The following is a 13,218-nucleotide window of genomic DNA, read 5'->3' on the forward strand; positions in this document are numbered from 1 at the left end:
TTCCCGGCCCGGTCAGCGGTAAACGACCGTGTCAGCCGGACACCTCGATCCCGACGTGCACCTCCCGTACGCCGGGCAGCGCCCAGGCGGCCCGTTCCGCGTCCTCCCGCTGCCACCAGGCGCTCGCCACGCCGTCGAGCACCACCGTGTCGCCGTCGACCCGGGCGTCGATCCGCTTGGTTCCGGTACGCCGCGCCAGCAGGCGGCGCAGGTCGAGCCGCCTCTGCTCGTCACTCGGCGGGGTCGGGGGCCGCACCTCGACCAGGTTCGTCACACCGCGTACGCCGCGCAGCCGGCGCAGCTCCCGTTCGGCGGTACGGCGCTGGAATCCGAACTCGACCTCGCCGCGGAGCATGACCCAGCCGTCGGCCACCGTCACGTCCAGCCGCTCGGCGGGCACGAAGCTGTCCCACTCCAGCGCCCGGCTCGCCGCGATCGCGATGTCGGCGTCGGTACGCCGGGCCGTGGCGGGCAGGTCGACCGCCAGGTCACTGGCGACCGCGCGCACGCCGCGTACCCGGTGGGCGCAGCGTTCGACGGCCCACCGCCGGGCGTAGCCGTCCACCTGCCCGGTGAGCGTGACGACCCCGTCGGCGACCGTCACGCCGACCTCGGTGGCCCGGGTCTGCGCGTCCCAGTCCAGTTCGGCGAGGACGTCGCGCTGGATCTCCTGGTCGGTACGCACGGCGGACGTGGTGGTCATGCCCCGAGCCTGCCGTCGGTACGGGTGAGGCGCGCTCACCCGTACCGGGTGAGAAACGAGGAGGGGCGGCGGGCGACGGAACCACCCCCTTGGCTCCGTCGTCCGCCGCCCGGGAGGGAGGCAGGTTCTCGGGACTATGACGTCTCGGCGAGCGTCACGGTTGCGCTCTCGTTGGATCCGTTTCGCTTGTACTCCACCTCGACCCGGTCGCCGACCTTGCCGGCCTGCACGGCGCCGACCAGGTCGTTCGAGTCGTTGATCACCTTGTCGCCGAACTTGGTGATCACGTCGCCGCGCTGGATCCCGGCCTTCTCGGCGGGGCTGCCCGGCGTCACGGCGGCGACCAGCGCCCCGCCGTCCTCGGCGCCGTTGACGCTCACCCCGAGCGAGGGGTGGCTGATCTTCTCGCCGCGCTGGAGCTTCTCGGCCACGTCCTTGGCCTTGTTGCTCGGGATGGCGAAGCCGACGCCGATGTTCCCGGTGCTGCCCTGCCCGGCGGTGGCGATGGCGGTGTTGATGCCGATCACCTCGCCCCGGGTGTTGACCAGCGCGCCGCCGGAGTTGCCCGGGTTGATCGGGGCGTCGGTCTGCAGCAGGCCGGAGATCGAGCTGGCGCCCTGCTGCGGGTTCTGCTGCTGGCCGCCGCCGCCCGCCTGGATGGTGCGGTCGCGGGCGCTGAGGATGCCGGCGGTGACCGAACCCTGGAGGCCGAGCGGGCTGCCCAGGGCGAGCACCTGGTCACCGACCTGCATGGCGTTGCTGTCGCCGAACTTGGCCGCCTTCAGGTTGCTCACGCCCTCGGCCTGGACCACCGCGAGGTCGGTCTTCGGGTCGGTGCCGACAACCTTGGCGGAGGCGCTCTTGCCGTCGGCGAAGACCACCCGGACGGTGTCGCCGCCGCCGGCGACCACGTGGTTGTTCGTGAGCACGTACCCGCCGGCGCTGAGGATCACCCCGGAGCCCTCACCGCTGCCCGTCATGATCGTGACGATGCTGTCCTGGACGGAGGCCGCGATCTTGGGCAGGTCGGCGCTGTTGATCACCGGAGCGGCGGAGTAGGTGCGGGTGGGGCCGCCCTCGTCGAGCGCGAGGGCCAGCGTGCCACCGGCCACGCCGGAGCCGAACATCAGTGCCAGCGCCAGCACGCCCGCGCCGACGAACTTGCCGGCCCGGCTGGGCCGCGCCGGCTGCTGCGGGCCCCACTGCGGCGTCGGCTGCCCCGGCTGGTACGGCTGGTAGCCCTGCTGCCCCTGGTACGGCTGCGCCTGGTAGGACGGCACCGGCCCACCGTGCTGCGTGGACGGGTAGCCCGCGTTGCCCTGCTGGTTCCAGCCACTCTGCTGGTGCTGCCCCCCGTACCAGGGGTGGGGCTGCTGCGGCTGCCCCGAGGCCGGGTACGGCGTCGCGGGCTGCGGCGGGTACGGCCCGGCGGGCGCGGTGTTTCCGGCGCCGCCCGCCGGGTTCGTGTTCCCGGCGGGCGTGGTGGCTCCGGCGGCCGGGGAGTCGGCCGGAACCGACGCGGGGGCCGGGTTGTTCGAGGAGTCCGACGTCCCGCTCTCGACGCGGGGCAGCTCGGCGGTGTGGTGCGACGGCTCGGCGTCGGCGGGGGCCGGCGACCGCTGCGGATCGGTCTCGTGGTCGGTCATGTCACCAGCTTTCCCCGTAGCACTGTCACCAGCCTGGGATCGACCTGGAAGTTTTCTGAATGTCACTCGCCCGGATCGGTCGCCTCGGTGAGCAGCGGCAGCTTCACCCGGAACGTCGCTCCACCGCCGGGCGTCTCCGCGACCTCGACGGTGCCGTGGTGCGCGGCGACGAGCGCGGCGACGATGGCCAGGCCGAGGCCCGTGCTGATCGGTCCGCCGACCCGGCGGGTGCGGGCGGCGTCCACCCGGTAGAACCGCTCGAAGACCCGCTCGGCCTGCTCCGGCGTGAGGCCCGGGCCGGTGTCCGCCACCTCCACCACGGCGAGGTTGCCCGCCTCCGCCCGCAGCCGCAGCGTCACCGATGCGTCGGACGGGGTGTGGGTGAGCGCGTTCGCCATCAGGTTGCCGATCACCTGGCGCAGCCGGGCGTCGTCGCCGAGCACCACGAGCGGGCCGGAGCCCGGTTCCCGCTCCAGCTCGATCCGCCGGTCCGGGTCGACCACCCGGGCCGCCTCCACCGCGTCGGACGCCAGTACCGGCAGCTCCACCGGCGCCAGCGCGATCGGCCGTTCCCGGTCCATCCGCGCGAGCAGCAGCAGATCCTCCACCAGCAGACCCATCCGGGACGCCTCGTCCTCGATGCGGCGCAGCAGGTCCGCGGTCTGCTCCGGCGCGCGCGCCGCGCCCTGCCGGTACAGCTCGGCGAAGCCCCGGATGGTGGTCAGCGGCGTCCGCAGCTCGTGCGAGGCGTCGGCGATGAACTGCCGCATCCGTTCCTCCGACCGGCGGGCCCGTGCCTCCGAGGCCTGCGCGTACGCGGCGGCGTCCCGCGCGCCCATCTCGGCGCTGCGCGCCGCCGCCTCGGAGGCGGCCCGCGCGGTGAACGCGGCCTCGATCTGCGCCAGCATCGCGTTCAGCGCCCGGGACAGGCGGCCCAGCTCCGAGGTGGGGCACGACCGCCCCTCCTCCGGGTCGGGCACCCGCCGGGTCAGGTCGCCGCCGGCGATGGCCGCCGCCGTGCGTTCTATCTCCACCAGCGGCTTCAGGCTGGTACGGACGATCCCGGCGCCGACGGACGCCAGCGAGATCAGCACCGCGCCCCCGACCAGGAGGTCTATCCACACCAGCCGCCCGACCGCGGAGTCGACGCCGGTGAGGTGCTGCCCGAAGGCGATGATCCGGCCGTCGGGCAGGTCGGCGTAGAGCATCCGCCACCGGCTCCGGCCGTCCTCGGAGCGCACCGTGAACGGTTCGCCCACCCGCTCCTTGTAGCCCGCGTAGTCGACGGGGAACCGCGGCAGTTCCTCGTCGCGCAGGCCCTGGTAGCGGTACGGCCCGGCCGGATCCGGAGGCTCGTCGGGAGCCACGGTGGACGCCACGTAGTCGGACGGGATGGTGATCTTGATCGGGCCGCCGTCGGCCTTGTCGAGCGTGTTGGCCACCGTGTACGCGCCGCCGCGGAGTTGGTCGTCCGCCTGCCCGATCAGATAGTTGCGCAGCAGGAACGCCGTCAGGCCGCTGATCACGACGAGCGCCACGGCCACGAGCGCGAGGACGGCGGCGACGAGCTTCAGCCGGAGCGGGACGCTGCGCAGCCTGCCCTTCGCGTCGTGGACGACGTTCACGCCGCCGGCTTGCGGAGCACGTATCCCACTCCCCTGAGCGTGTGGATCAGCCGGGGCTGGGTGTTGTCGACCTTGCGCCGCAGGTAGGAGATGTAGGACTCGACGATGTTGTCGTCACCGCGGAAGTCGTAGTTCCAGACGTGGTCGAGGATCTGCGCCTTGCTGAGCACCCGGTTGGCGTTGAGCATCAGGTAGCGCAGCAGCTTGAACTCGGTCGGCGAGAGCTGCACCCGCTGACCGGCGCGGTGCACCTCGTGCGTCTCCTCGTCCAGCTCCAGGTCGGCGAAGGTGAGCCGGGACGGGGTCTGGTCGCCGGTCGCGGTACGCCGCAGCACGGCCCGGATCCGCGCGGTCAGCTCCTCCAGGCTGAACGGCTTGGTGACGTAGTCGTCGCCGCCCAGGGTGAGCCCGCGGATCTTGTCATCGGTGGCGTCGCGCGCGGTCAGGAAGACCACCGGGGTACGGGTGCCGCCCTCGCGCAGCATCCGGATGACCTCGAAGCCGTCCAGGTCGGGCAGCATCACGTCGAGCACCACCAGGTCGGGCCGGTGGTCCTTGGCGGCGTTCAGCGCGGCGCTGCCGCTGGTCGCGGTGGCCACGTCGAAGCCCGCGAAGCGCAGGCTCGCGGAGAGAAGTTCGAGGATGTTGGGGTCGTCCTCGACGACGAGAAGCCGAGCCTCGGTCTGGGTAGCCGCCATGGCACCCATCATCCGTGCTCCGGCTGCCACCGCGCTGCGTGCCGGCTGGAAACAACCTGTGAGATCAGCGGAGCAGCCGCCGCAGCCCGTCCAGCGCGCCGTCGAGCAGCCGGATCGCGGTACGGAGCTGGTTGTCGCTCAGGCCCCGGGACCGGACGAGCGCACCGACCTCGACCGTGAACGCGGCCAGCCGCTGGTCGAACTCGGCGAGCAGCGGCGGGTCGTCGGGACGGGCCGAGCCCTCGCCGGTCGCGGGCCGGGCGCTGGCGGACGCCGCCCAGCCGCCCTGCCGGGTCTGCCGGGTCGCCTCGCGCAGCTCCCGCTTCAGGTCGCGCACCGATCCGCGTACCTCGGTGCGGATCTCCCCGGCCAGCGCGGAGAGATCCTCGACGGCGGCGCCGATGTCGCTCTCCAGCGTCGACAGCTCGTCGGCGCGCTGGCGCAGCTCGGCGCGGCCCGCCTCGGTGATCTCGTAGACCTTCCGCCCGCCCGCGGCGGTGTGCCGGACCAGCCCTTCCGCCTCCAGCCGTTGCAGCCGCGGGTAGATCGTGCCGGCGCTGGGCGCGTACAGGCCGAGGAAGCGCTCCTCCAGCAGGCGGATCAACTCGTAGCCGTGCTTCGGGCCGTCGTCGAGCAGCTTCAGCAGATAGAGCCGGAGCCGGCCGTGGCTGAACACGGCGGTCACGGCACGTCCTCCACGTGGTCGGCGGGCGCGACCGGGCGGGCGAGCAGGGCGATGCTGCCGGAGGTCGCGGAGGCCCAGAGCCTACCCGCACCGCCACCGAGCACGCCGTGACTGTCCTTGATCGAGCCGAGCCCGCGCCCGCCTCCGTCCACCTGCGGGAAGCCGCTGGTGATCTTGCCGGAGGTGGTGTGCAGGTGCACGGTGAGGTCGCTGTCCTCGCGGACCCGCACGGTGATGCTGCCGGAGATGGCGCTGAGCCGGATCTCGCTGCCGCGCGGGTTGTCCAGGTCGCAGGTGATCGAGCCGGAGACGGCGTGGGCGCGGACCCGCTCGGGCGCGCTGTCGGCGAGGATCAGCTCGCCGGAGACCGTCTCCAGGTCCAGGTCGCCGCCGATGCCGAGCGCCTCGACCGGACCGGAGATGACCTTCGCGATGGTGCGCCCGCGCAGTCCGCGCAGCGTGACCTGGCCGGAGGTGACGTCGACCCGGGTCTCCCGGCGCAGCCCGGAGGCGACGAGCGCGCCGCTGACCACCGACAGGTTGGCGAGCACGTCCGGCGGTACGGCGACCGACACCTCGGCCCGGATCCGGTTGCCGAACCAGGAGAAGACGCCGAGCCAGCCGGGCTTGCGCTTGTGCCGGATCGTCAGCCGCCCGTCGCGGACCTCGACGAGGAGCGGCCGGCCGCCGATCCGGGTCACGTCGACCCGGGCCGGACCGTCGGCGCCGACCACGTTCAGCCGGCCGCTGACCAGTTCGGCGTCGAGCCGGGTGATCGGCTCGTCCACGGTGATCCGCTGCGGGCTCTCGACGGTCCAACTGGCCATGGCGCGCTCCCCTCGTCGGCGTGCCGACCCACGGCCCGCCAGATGCTGCGAGGAGCATAACGCGATACATCGCGACTGAACAAGAAACTATCGCGACTATGTCGCGTCCCCGACGAGAGCGGGGTGAACGCGGCGTGCGAACCGGGACGGCCCGGTCGCCACAGGCGTGTGCGAGGCTGCCGGTCGGACCGCCCGCGACGGCGCCGGCGGTGGTCAACCGGAGGTGCACATGCTGGTCGAGGCCCGCTTCCAGGGGCCGGACGGCTCCGGCAACGGCGGCTGGAGCGCCGGGATCTTCGCCGCGCTGATCGACGACCGGGGCCCGGTGGAGGTCACGTTGCGCCGGCCGCCGCCGCTGGACACCCCGCTGACCGCCGCCGACGGCGAGGTACGCGACCCGGACGGTCACCTGGTCGCCCAGGTACGCCGGGTCGAGCCGGTCGACGCGGTGGTGCCACCGGTGGACCGGGCGACGGCGGCCGACGCCGCGCGGGCGTACCCCGGTCTGGTGGACCACCCCTTCCCCCGCTGCTACGTCTGCGGCCCAGCGCACCCGGACGGGCTGCGGATCTTCCCCGGGCGGCTGCCGGACGGGCGGACCGCCGCGCCGTTCGACGCGCCGGCCGCCGTGGCACCCGCGACCGTGTGGGCGGCGCTGGACTGCCCGGGCGGCTGGGCGGTGCTCGCGCCCGGCCGGCCGTACGTGCTTGGGCGGATCGCCGCGCAGGTCACGGCACTGCCACAGCCGGGCGAGGAATGCGTGGTCACGGGCCTCGCGGTCGGCGTCGAGGGGCGCCGGGCCGAGGTGCACACCAGCCTGTACGGTTCGGACGGCGCACTGCTCGGCCGCGCCCGGGCCACCTGGGTGGCGCTGCCGACCGGATGATCTCATCCCGGAGGGGGACGGCGCATACGCGTCCCGCCTGATTGACCCCCTTGCGCCGGGTTGGAAGGCTGTTGCCGGGTGCCCCCGCAACGGCGCCCCCACCGGCGTGCGACGAGCCCGCCGGGGCAGGAGAGGAGAATGATGTCCGACGGGCAGCCACGCCCCAGTGCCGGGACCGGCCAGATCACCGTGTCCGGCCTGACCAAGCAGTACAAGAACGTCCGCGCGGTGGACGACCTGTCGTTCACGGTCGAGCCGGGCCGGGTCACCGGCTTCCTCGGCCCGAACGGCGCCGGTAAGACCACCACGCTGCGCATGCTGCTCAACCTGGTGACGCCGAACGCCGGCACGGCCACCATCGGCGGCAGCCGGTACGCCGACCTGGCCGACCCGCTGCGTACGGTCGGCGCCGTGCTGGAGGCGTCCAGCGCGCACAAGGGCCGCACCGGCGTCAACCACCTGCGGGTGATCTGCGCGGCGGCGGGCCTGCCGAAGGAGCGCGCCGACGAGGCGCTGGCCCTGGTCGGGCTCACCCCCGCGGCGAAGCGCAAGTTCAAGGGCTACTCGCTGGGCATGAAGCAGCGGCTCGGCATCGCCGCCGCGATGCTCGGCAACCCGCAGGTGCTGATCCTGGACGAGCCGGCCAACGGCCTGGACCCGGAGGGCATCCGCTGGATGCGCGGCTTCCTCAAGGGGCTCGCCGCCGAGGGGCGCACCGTGCTGGTCTCCAGCCACCTGCTGTCCGAGATGCAGTTGCTCGCCGACGACGTGGTGATCATCGCGGCCGGCAAGCTGGTCCGGCAGGGCCCGGTCGACCAGGTGATGGCCTCGATGACACACGATGTCCGCGTGCGGGTACGCACGCCGCAGGCGGACGACCTGGCCGCGGCGCTGCGCGAGCAGTCGGCCACCGTCGACACCGATCCGCACGGCGCGCTGCTGGTCAGCGGCGTGGACGCGCCGACGGTGGGCCGGGTCGCGCTGGCCACGAAGGTCGAGCTGCACGAGCTGACCACCGAGCGACCCGACCTCGAAGGGGTCTTCCTGGAGCTGACGGCCGGAAAGGCGGAGATCCGATGACGCTTGTCCGATCCGAACTGCTCAAGATCCGTACCACCAGCACCTGGTGGATCTTCGGGCTGATCAGCCTGCCGCTCTGGGTGCTGGCGCTGCTGTTCAACTGGTTGCAGACCGACGCGCTGGCGAGCGACAACCTGGGCGAGATTCCGGCCGAGCAGGCCGACCAGGTGCAGGCGATCTCCAGCGCCGACAGCATCGCCGCCAACCTCTACACGAACGGCCAGTTCTTCGGCCTGCTCATCGTGCTGCTGCTCGGCATCGTCGTGGTGACGAGCGAGTTCTTCCACCAGACGGTGACCACCACGTTCCTCACCGCGCCGCACCGCACCGCGGTGATGCTGGCCAAGCTGGCCGCGGCCGGCGTGCTGGCGCTGCTGTTCTGGCTCGTCACCACCGTGCTCAACCTGATCTTCGCGCCGATGATCCTGAGCGCGTCGGACATCGGCAGCCAGCTCGGCAGCGGAGAGGTCTGGGGGGCGATCGCGCTCAACGGGCTGGCCTACCTGCTCTGGTCGGTGCTCGGCGTCGGCCTCGGCGTGCTGATCCGCAGCCAGATCGGCGCGACGGTGACCGGCATCCTGCTCTACCTGGGTGGCACCATCGGCGCCGCGATCGCCATCGGCCTGCTGGCGGGGCGCTTCGGCGACTGGATCAACCAGCTCCAGCTGCTGGTGCCGTCCCTCGCGTCCAGCCTGATGGTCGCCGGCACCGAGATCCCCGGCAACCCGCCACGCTGGGCCGGCGCCGCGGTGCTGATCGGATACGCGGTGCTGACCGGCGCGGTCGGCGTGGCCACGATCCGCAAGCGCGACATCTCCTGACCTGACGGTCCGGGGCGGACCCCGGCCGGTGACCGACGTCATCGGCCGGGGTTCGTCGTCTAGCAGCAGCGGGCGGGTCACGCAGCGTTTGCCGAACTTCTGGCATCTTCTGTGAAACGGACCACCAGCCGGAGGCGAGAATGCCTGCGCGTAGCGCACGGCGTAGCCTTGGCATCGGTTTACCCAGCGTCGGCAACCGGGGGTCACCGGGGGCCACCGTGACATTCACAACCGCGTGAAAGAGGCGATTAGCGGCCGTGTCGACCCAGCAGACTTCGCAGGAGAACCCATTGGCGGGTTTCGGCCCGAACGAGTGGATCGTCGAGGAGATGTACCAGCGTTACCTCACCGACCCCTCGAGCGTCGATTCGGCCTGGCACGACTTCTTCGCCGACTACCGTCCGGCCCCGGGCGCCGCCACACCGCGCCCCGAGGGACAGGCCAAGCCGGCCGCGAAGCCGGAGCCGGCCGCGCAGCAGGAGGCCGCGGCCACCGTCACCGCGCAGCCGGCCAAGTCCGAGCCGAAGGCCGCCCTCGCCCCGACCAAGCCCGCCGCCAAGCCCGCCGCGAAGCCGGCCGCCAAGACGCCCGAGCCGGCCAAGAAGTCGGTCCCGGCCAAGCCGGCCGCCAAGGCGCCCACCGCGAGCGCCGCGGGCACCACGCCGCTGCGCGGCGTCGCCGCCAAGATCGTGCAGAACATGGACGCGTCGCTGTCGGTCCCGACCGCGACCAGCGTGCGCGCCGTCCCGGCCAAGCTGCTCGTCGACAACCGCATAGTGATCAACAACCACCTGGCCCGCGGTCGCGGCGGCAAGGTCAGCTTCACCCACCTGATCGGGTACGCGCTGGTGCGCGCAGTCGTCGAGCACCCGGAGATGAACAACTCCTTCGCCGAGGTGGACGGCAAGCCGGCGATGGTCCGTCCGGAGCACGTCAACCTGGGCATCGCGATCGACCTGGTCAAGCCGGACGGCTCGCGCAACCTGGTGGTGCCGTCCATCAAGGGCTGCGAGCAGATGGACTTCCGGCAGTTCTGGCAGGCGTACGAGGACGTGGTCCGGCGTGCCCGCCGCAACGAGCTGACCATGGACGACTACGCCGGCACCACGATCTCGCTGACCAACCCGGGCGGCATCGGCACCGTGCACTCGATCCCGCGCCTGATGCAGGGGCAGAGCGCCATCATCGGCGTCGGCGCGATGGAATACCCGGCCCCCTACCAGGGCATGAGCGAGGCCACCCTGGCCGAGAACGCGGTCAGCAAGGTCATCACGCTGACCAGCACGTACGACCACCGGATCATCCAGGGCGCGCAGTCCGGCGAGTTCCTGAAGGTCATGCACGAGCTGCTGCTCGGTGAGCGCGGCTTCTACGACGAGATCTTCACCTCGCTGCGCATCCCGTACGAGCCGGTGCGCTGGATGCGCGACGTGGCCGTCGACAGCGAAGGCCAGATCAACAAGACCGCACGGGTGCACGAGCTGATCCACGCGTACCGGGTGCGCGGCCACCTGATGGCCGACACCGACCCGCTGGAGTTCACCATCCGCAAGCACCCGGACCTGGACGTGCTCCAGCACGGGCTCACGCTCTGGGATCTCGACCGCGTCTTCCCGGTCAACGGCTTCGCCGGCCAGCAGCGGATGAAGCTGCGCTCGATCCTCGGCGTGCTGCGCGACTCGTACTGCCGCCGGGTCGGCATCGAGTACATGCACATCCAGGACCCGGAGGAGCGGCGCTGGATCCAGGAGCGGGTCGAGCGCAAGTACGAGAAGCCCAGCACCGACGAGCAGAAGCACGTGCTAAACCGGCTCAACGCCGCCGAGGCGTTCGAGACGTTCCTCCAGACCAAGTACGTCGGCCAGCGGCGCTTCTCGCTTGAGGGCGGCGAGTCGCTGATCCCGCTGCTCGGCGAGGTGCTGGAGTGCTCCGCCGAGGCCGGGCTGGACGAGGTCGTCATCGGCATGGCCCACCGCGGCCGGCTCAACGTGCTGGCGAACATCGTCGGCAAGCCGTACGAGAAGATCTTCTCCGAGTTCGAGGGGCACCTCGACCCGCGGTCCACGCAGGGCTCGGGCGACGTGAAGTACCACCTCGGCCAGAACGGCAAGTTCACCACCCCGGACGGCGAGTACGCGGTCAAGGTGTCGGTGGTGGCGAACCCGTCGCACCTGGAGGCCGTGGACCCGGTGCTGGAGGGCATCGTCCGGGCCAAGCAGGACCGCATCGACCTCAAGCTGGAGGGCTACACCGTGCTGCCGCTGGCGGTGCACGGTGACGCCGCCTTCGCCGGCCAGGGCGTGGTCGCCGAGACGCTCAACCTCTCCCAGCTGCGTGGCTACCGCACCGGCGGCACCGTGCACGTGGTCGTGAACAACCAGGTCGGCTTCACCACCGCCCCGGAGTACAGCCGGTCCAGCCTCTACAGCACCGACGTGGCCCGGATGATCCAGGCGCCGATCTTCCACGTCAACGGTGACGACCCGGAGGCAGTGGTCCGGGTGGCCCGGCTCGCGTTCGAGTACCGGCAGGCGTTCAACAAGGACGTCGTGATCGACATGGTCTGCTACCGGCGGCGCGGGCACAACGAGGGCGACGACCCGTCGATGACCAACCCGCAGATGTACCAGATCATCGACTCCAAGCGGTCGGTCCGGAAGCTCTACACCGAGGAGCTGATCGGGCGCGGCGACATCACCGTGGAGGACGCGGAGGAGCTGCTGCACGACTACCAGTCGCAGCTGGAGCGGGTCTTCAAGGCCACCCGGGACGCGGCCACCACGCCGCGCCAGCTCAGCCGCCCGGCGCGGACGGATGAGCCGGAGCCGCAGGTCGAGACCGCCACCGACGCCGACGTGATCAAGGCGGTCGGCGAGGCGCACATCAACCTGCCGGAGGGCTTCACCCCGCACAAGCGGATCCAGCAGCTGCTGGAGCGGCGCCGCAAGATGTCCGTCGAGGGCGGCATCGACTGGGGCTTCGCCGAGATCATCGCGTTCGGCACGCTGCTGCACGACGGGGTCACCGTCCGGCTCGCCGGGCAGGACTCCCGCCGCGGCACGTTCGTCCAGCGGCACGCCGCGGTGGTCGACGCCAAGACCGGCGAGGACTACCTGCCGCTGGCGTCGCTCACCGCCGACGGCGAGCGGTCGCGCTTCTTCGTCCACGACTCGCTGCTCTCCGAGTACGCGGCCATGGGCTTCGAGTACGGCTACTCGGTGGAGAACATCGACGCGCTGGTGGCCTGGGAGGCCCAGTTCGGTGACTTCGTCAACGGCGCCCAGTCGGTGATCGACGAGTTCATCTCCTCCGGCGAGGTGAAGTGGGGCCAGCGCTCCGCGGTGACGCTGCTGCTGCCGCACGGCCACGAGGGCCAGGGCCCGGACCACACCTCCGGCCGCCCGGAGCGGTTCCTCCAGCTCTGCGCCGAGGACAACATGCGGGTGGCCATCCCGAGCACCCCGGCGAGCTACTTCCACCTGCTGCGGCGCCAGGCCATGTCGCCCAAGCGCAAGCCGCTCGTGGTGTTCACGCCGAAGTCGCTGCTGCGGCACAAGCTCTGCGTGTCGCCGGTGGAGGACTTCACCACCGGCACGTTCCAGCCGGTGCTGGCCGACCCCGCGGCTCCGGCGCCGGAGCAGGTGAAGCGGGTGCTGCTCTGCTCGGGCAAGGTCTACTACGACCTGTTCCAGGCCCGGCAGGAGCGGGGCGTGACCGACACCGCGATCCTCCGGATGGAGCAGCTCTACCCGCTGCCCGTCGAAGAGGTCCGGGCCGCGTTGGCGCAGTACCCGAACGCCGAGGACTTCGCCTGGGTCCAGGAGGAGCCGGCCAACCAGGGCGCCTGGTCGTTCGTCGCGCTCAACCTGCTGGAGCACCTGCCCGAGGTGCGGCTGCGCCGCATCTCCCGGCCGGCCGCCGCCGCTCCGGCGGTCGGCTCGGCGAAGATGCACGAGGTCGAGCAGAACGCGCTGATCGAGGCGGCTCTCCCCCGCCCGTGACACCACCGGCAGCGGCCCGCCCCGACCCGGGGCGGGCCGCTGCCGTACGACGAGAGGAACACCGTGTACTTCACCGACCGTGGCATCGAGGAGCTGGTCGAGCGCCGGGGCGACGAGCAGGTCAGCCTGGAGTGGCTGGGCGAGCGGCTGCGTGACTTCGTCGACCTGAACCCGGAGTTCGAGACCCCGATCGAGCGCTTCGCCACCTGGCTGGCCCGGCTCGACGATCCGGACGACGACTGACCG

Annotated in this window: 11 protein-coding genes; 5 read left to right on the forward strand and 6 right to left on the reverse strand. The window is 71.9% G+C overall.

Annotated elements, in window-relative coordinates; genetic code table 11:
• Nucleotides 1-31 precede the first annotated feature (31 nt).
• The 6 genes from ACFYON_RS20045 to ACFYON_RS20070 form a co-directional block, all read right to left on the reverse strand.
• Entirely contained in the window at nucleotides 32-703 is a 672-nt protein-coding gene (locus tag ACFYON_RS20045) for a BON domain-containing protein (protein ID WP_354871476.1), read from the reverse strand.
• 134 nt (nucleotides 704-837) lie between these two features.
• The gene (locus tag ACFYON_RS20050) at nucleotides 838-2,349 is read right to left on the reverse strand and encodes a trypsin-like peptidase domain-containing protein (protein WP_387320977.1); all 1,512 of its coding nucleotides are present in this window, start codon (nucleotides 2,347-2,349) and stop codon (nucleotides 838-840) included.
• A 62-nt stretch (nucleotides 2,350-2,411) separates the two neighbouring features.
• A complete protein-coding gene (locus tag ACFYON_RS20055) occupies nucleotides 2,412-3,974 on the reverse strand; it encodes a HAMP domain-containing sensor histidine kinase (RefSeq protein WP_354871481.1) in 1,563 nt (520 codons plus the stop codon).
• A complete protein-coding gene (locus ACFYON_RS20060; RefSeq protein ID WP_043328553.1) occupies nucleotides 3,971-4,672 on the reverse strand; it encodes a response regulator transcription factor in 702 nt (233 codons plus the stop codon). Before ACFYON_RS20060 ends, ACFYON_RS20055 begins: the two co-directional genes overlap by 4 nt.
• 64 nt (nucleotides 4,673-4,736) lie before the next feature.
• Entirely contained in the window at nucleotides 4,737-5,357 is a 621-nt protein-coding gene (locus ACFYON_RS20065; RefSeq protein WP_354871484.1) for a PadR family transcriptional regulator, read from the reverse strand.
• A complete protein-coding gene (locus tag ACFYON_RS20070; protein ID WP_354871487.1) occupies nucleotides 5,354-6,184 on the reverse strand; it encodes a DUF4097 family beta strand repeat-containing protein in 831 nt (276 codons plus the stop codon). The genes ACFYON_RS20065 and ACFYON_RS20070 overlap by 4 nt, the downstream gene beginning before the upstream one ends.
• 229 nt (nucleotides 6,185-6,413) lie before the next feature.
• Between ACFYON_RS20070 and ACFYON_RS20075 the strand changes: the two genes are divergently transcribed.
• From ACFYON_RS20075 to ACFYON_RS20095, 5 genes are all read left to right on the forward strand, one after another.
• On the forward strand, nucleotides 6,414-7,070 hold the full coding sequence (locus ACFYON_RS20075; RefSeq protein ID WP_387189159.1) for a hypothetical protein: 657 nt from the start codon (nucleotides 6,414-6,416) through the stop codon (nucleotides 7,068-7,070).
• A gap of 138 nt (nucleotides 7,071-7,208) precedes the next feature.
• Nucleotides 7,209-8,150 carry an ABC transporter ATP-binding protein gene (locus ACFYON_RS20080; protein WP_387188214.1) on the forward strand — a complete coding sequence of 314 codons (942 nt, stop codon included), beginning with the start codon at nucleotides 7,209-7,211 and terminating at the stop codon, nucleotides 8,148-8,150.
• The gene (locus ACFYON_RS20085) at nucleotides 8,147-8,971 is read left to right on the forward strand and encodes an ABC transporter permease (RefSeq protein WP_387189158.1); all 825 of its coding nucleotides are present in this window, start codon (nucleotides 8,147-8,149) and stop codon (nucleotides 8,969-8,971) included. Before ACFYON_RS20080 ends, ACFYON_RS20085 begins: the two co-directional genes overlap by 4 nt.
• 257 nt (nucleotides 8,972-9,228) lie before the next feature.
• Nucleotides 9,229-12,972, forward strand: coding sequence for a multifunctional oxoglutarate decarboxylase/oxoglutarate dehydrogenase thiamine pyrophosphate-binding subunit/dihydrolipoyllysine-residue succinyltransferase subunit (locus tag ACFYON_RS20090; protein WP_387189157.1), 3,744 nt, complete (start codon nucleotides 9,229-9,231; stop codon nucleotides 12,970-12,972).
• A 63-nt stretch (nucleotides 12,973-13,035) separates the two neighbouring features.
• Nucleotides 13,036-13,215 (forward strand): DUF6104 family protein, encoded by a 180-nt coding sequence (locus tag ACFYON_RS20095; RefSeq protein WP_030503218.1) that lies wholly within the window; start codon nucleotides 13,036-13,038, stop codon nucleotides 13,213-13,215.
• Nucleotides 13,216-13,218 lie beyond the last annotated feature (3 nt).

Source organism: Micromonospora sp. NPDC005686 (genome assembly GCF_042871665.1).
GTDB lineage: Bacteria > Actinomycetota > Actinomycetes > Mycobacteriales > Micromonosporaceae > Micromonospora.

Excerpts from the sequence above, each read along its gene's own strand:
- ACFYON_RS20045 (WP_354871476.1), bottom strand. The coding sequence starts at position 703 with ATGACCACCACGTCCGCCGTGCGTACCGACCAGGAGATCCAGCGCGAC.
- ACFYON_RS20050 (WP_387320977.1), bottom strand. The coding sequence starts at position 2,349 with ATGACCGACCACGAGACCGATCCGCAGCGGTCGCCGGCCCCCGCCGAC.
- ACFYON_RS20060 (WP_043328553.1), bottom strand. The coding sequence starts at position 4,672 with ATGGCGGCTACCCAGACCGAGGCTCGGCTTCTCGTCGTCGAGGACGAC.
- ACFYON_RS20070 (WP_354871487.1), bottom strand. The coding sequence starts at position 6,184 with ATGGCCAGTTGGACCGTCGAGAGCCCGCAGCGGATCACCGTGGACGAG.
- ACFYON_RS20075 (WP_387189159.1), top strand. The coding sequence starts at position 6,414 with ATGCTGGTCGAGGCCCGCTTCCAGGGGCCGGACGGCTCCGGCAACGGC.
- ACFYON_RS20080 (WP_387188214.1), top strand. The coding sequence starts at position 7,209 with ATGATGTCCGACGGGCAGCCACGCCCCAGTGCCGGGACCGGCCAGATC.
- ACFYON_RS20085 (WP_387189158.1), top strand. The coding sequence starts at position 8,147 with ATGACGCTTGTCCGATCCGAACTGCTCAAGATCCGTACCACCAGCACC.